Raw genomic sequence first — 3,651 nt, forward strand, 5'->3', positions numbered from 1 at the left:
AAAACTTGAAATAAATTATCCTTTCAAAGCTTTAATTTTTTCTGTAAGTGCAGGAACAATCTGGAAAGCATCTCCAACAACTCCATAATCAGCAGACTTGAAGAAAGGTGCTTCTGGATCACTATTAATTACAACAATAGTTTTGGAAGAGTTAACTCCCGCCAAATGTTGAATAGCTCCCGAAATACCAATTGCAATATACAAATTAGGTGCAATCGCTTTTCCTGTTTGTCCAACGTGCTCCGAATGTGGTCTCCAACCAATATCAGATACTGGCTTAGAGCATGCTGTTGCAGCACCCAAAACGTTAGCTAAATCTTCAATCATTCCCCAATTTTCAGGTCCCTTCATTCCACGACCTGCAGAAACCACGATTTCTGCTTCCTTCAAATCTAATTTACCAGAAGCTTGCTCATGAGAAACAACTTTGATGTCGTCATTGGCAACTGAAAGACTTTTAACTTCTTCCGAACCAGCAACTGGATTGGATTTTGCACCATATGCATTCTGAGAAACGGTTACAATAACTCCAGCTGTATCAGCCTTAGCTACCATAAAACCTTTTCCAGAGAAAGCTCTTCTCTTAACTTGGAAAGGCGATACACTTTCTGGAGCTTCTAATGTATTAGTTATCAAAGAATAACCTTTCTGCACAGATAGCATTGGAGCAATCGAAGAAGAATCTGTTGTATGAGGAAAAACGATGATTGACCCATCAAAAACTTCAGCAATTGCCTTAGAATAAGCTCTCGCACTGAAAGTTTTAAGACCTTCATCTTTAACATTAATTACTTTATTAGCTCCGTATTGATATAACAAGTCAGAAGCGTCGGAAGGATTGATTGAAATCGCTGTAACAGTATCTCCTGCTTTGTCCGCAATAGCTTTAGCAAAAGAAACTGCTTCAAAAGCTGCTTTTTTGTATGTTCCGTTAATATTTTCTGCGTAAACGAATATTGACATTTTTATTATTTTAAAAGTTAAAGGTTAATTGTAAGAAGCAAGGTAAAAGTTAAAAGAATCAAACAACCCAAAAGAATTTTAACAAACTAAAAATTTACTTATTAATTGCCTTTTTTACTTGACTCTCCTTACTTGGTTCTTTTTTTATTAAATCACTTTGGCTTCTTCGTGAAGTAAACGTACTAACTCATCCAAATTATCAGCAGAAACTAATTTAACCGCAGCTCTCGCAGGAACTGCCTCAAAAGATACTGATTCTACCTTCATCTCTGCTGAAGTTGGTTCAGCAACTGTCAAAGGTTTGGTTCTTGCTGTCATAATTCCTCTCATATTTGGAATAATTAAATCTTTTTCGTCCACCATTCCTTTTTGTCCAGCAATAACAACTGGAAGCGAAACAGAAACTGTTTCTTTACCACCTTCAATTTCTCTTACAGCGCTAACTTGATTTCCATTAACTTCTAAACCTACACAAGCATTAACAAATGGACGATTTAGCATTTCTGCAAGCATTCCTGGTACAGCAGCTCCGTTATAATCAAGGGATTCCTTACCACAAAGAATTAAATCATATCCTCCATTCTGAACTGCCGCAGCAATTTCACGAGCTGTAGAATAGCTATCTTTTGGCTCCATATTAACTCGTACCGCATCATTAGCACCAATTGCTAAGGCTTTTCTAATTACTGATTCAGTTTCTTGACCACCTACATTGATGACAGTTACCTGTGCACCTGCGGAAGCCTGAAGCTGAATCGCCTTAGTTAAAGCAAACTCATCCAAAGGATTAATCACCCACTGAATTCCATTCTTGTCAAAAGCAGATTTGTCTGCTGTAAAATTGATTTTAGAAGTAGTATCGGGAACACTACTGATACAAACTAATATTTTCATTGATTATATATTGATATTATTTTCGCTAAGATAAAAATTAATACTATGCATGCATAATATATTTTAAAGTTTTATTATTCAACGCATTAAAAATACAAAAACTCAATCGATTTCGCAATTCAGAACTAAGTACCTGATTTCAAAATAGAAACAAGACTTAACTCTAATAATCCGTTAAAATTTTATTTCAAATCGGGACGTGTAGGACGTACCTCTATCTTACTTGGAAGCGTTCTTGGATTCATTTTCATAACATCGATAATTAATTCTCCGATGTCTTCAGGCTGAATTTTCCAAGCATCTTTTTCTGATGGCTGATTGCCATTGAAATGCGAAGAAACCGTTCCTGGCATAATCGTCGATACTTTGATATTGTACTTCCTCAAATCCAACATCGCTGCTTGAGTAAAACCAGTAACACCAAATTTGCTTGCGTTGTAACCACTTGCATTTTCAAAAAAATTAGCTCCCGCCAAACTCGAAATGGTAATATAATACCCCTCACTCCTCTTCAGTTCATTGAGACTTGCCTTCAAAGTTAAAAACGCTCCTGTAAGGTTGGTATCAATCATCGCATTCCAATCTTCAATGCTTAATTCATCAACCGGTTTGAAAACGCCCAATCCAGCATTAGCAATGACGCTATCTATTTTACCAAATTTTTTAACAATCTCATCAATAGTTTGCTGTTCAGTTTCCAGATTGGTAACATCAGAGACTACTCCCAAAACTCGGGAAGAGATCTTCGAAAGTTCTTGTTCTGCTTTTTGTACATCTTCGATCTTTCGTCCGCTAAACGCCACGCTATAACCATTTTTAAGTAATGTTTCTGCAATTCCGTAACCAATTCCTTTGGTTCCACCTGTGATATATATAACTTGATTTTCCATTCGGTGAAGATAAAAAAAACGCTCCGAAAATCGGAGCGCTTAAAAATGTATTTTATTGAAATTATTTTTTGATAACTTTCGCTGTTTTCAACTGACCACTTTTAAATGCAATATTTACAAAATATGTCCCAGCCGGACTATTTGAAATATCAATTGAGGTTTCTCCTCTATTTTCAGCAATCAATTTACCCACCGAATCATACACCCTCAAACCAGTTATCCCATCTTTGGACTGAATAGCAATTTTCCCCTGTGTGGGACTTTCCATAATTGAAAAACTTTTATCTGTAACTTCAGTCGTCCCAAGATTGCCCGCTGTAACCATTACATCATCAATTGAAACCGAATCGGCATCGTTACCCGTATACTGAAATCTAATTTGAACAGTAGATTGTCCAATATAACTAGATAAACTTCGTTGCACTGCAACCGTGTTGTATAAATCAGTATCAGCGTTTGAATCACCATCATCAGTAAAACCAGTTTCACTATCTTCAGTCCAAAGAGTTGTCCAAGAAGTTCCCCCATTAGTAGAAATCTGTGCTATGAGGTTACCTGCATTTAAGTTAATCATATACGACCATCCTACCTTTACTTTAAATGTTAATACAGGACTTGTGGCAGTAGCTAAACTAAATGTTGGAGTAACTAAATTAGCAGTATTAGCACCAGCTACCCAACCAATGCTTGCAGAATTTGTACCTGAAATTATAAAAGTGCTTTGCCCAGCAGCTGTAAAATTGGTTGTAACCAAATCCCATTGTCTTGAAGCATTGGTATTTGTTCTCGTCCAACCTGTGGGTGGAAAAGTGGATCCTTCAAAATTTTCTGAAAGCAAAGTCTGACCTTGAGACAAGCCTGCAATCATTAAAAACAATAATAGATTTTTTTTCATAATATTTTT

General features: G+C 36.3%; 4 protein-coding genes. All 4 read right to left on the minus strand.

From position 1 onward, the window contains the following. Positions 1-15: 15 nt before the first annotated feature. Positions 16-963 carry an electron transfer flavoprotein subunit alpha/FixB family protein gene (locus tag AC4AGG_RS15700; RefSeq protein ID WP_489772964.1) on the minus strand — a complete coding sequence of 316 codons (948 nt, stop codon included), beginning with the start codon at positions 961-963 and terminating at the stop codon, positions 16-18. Between the two features lie 147 nt (positions 964-1,110). Continuing rightward, positions 1,111-1,857, minus strand: coding sequence for an electron transfer flavoprotein subunit beta/FixA family protein (locus tag AC4AGG_RS15705; protein WP_489772965.1), 747 nt, complete (start codon positions 1,855-1,857; stop codon positions 1,111-1,113). A gap of 182 nt (positions 1,858-2,039) precedes the next feature. Next, entirely contained in the window at positions 2,040-2,747 is a 708-nt protein-coding gene (locus AC4AGG_RS15710; protein WP_489772966.1) for an SDR family oxidoreductase, read from the minus strand. Positions 2,748-2,808: 61 nt separating this feature from the next. Further along, positions 2,809-3,651 (minus strand): T9SS type A sorting domain-containing protein (locus AC4AGG_RS15715; RefSeq protein WP_489772967.1); only part of this gene is annotated, 843 nt, incomplete at its 5' end.

Source organism: Chryseobacterium sp. CG10_8, from assembly GCF_058117085.1.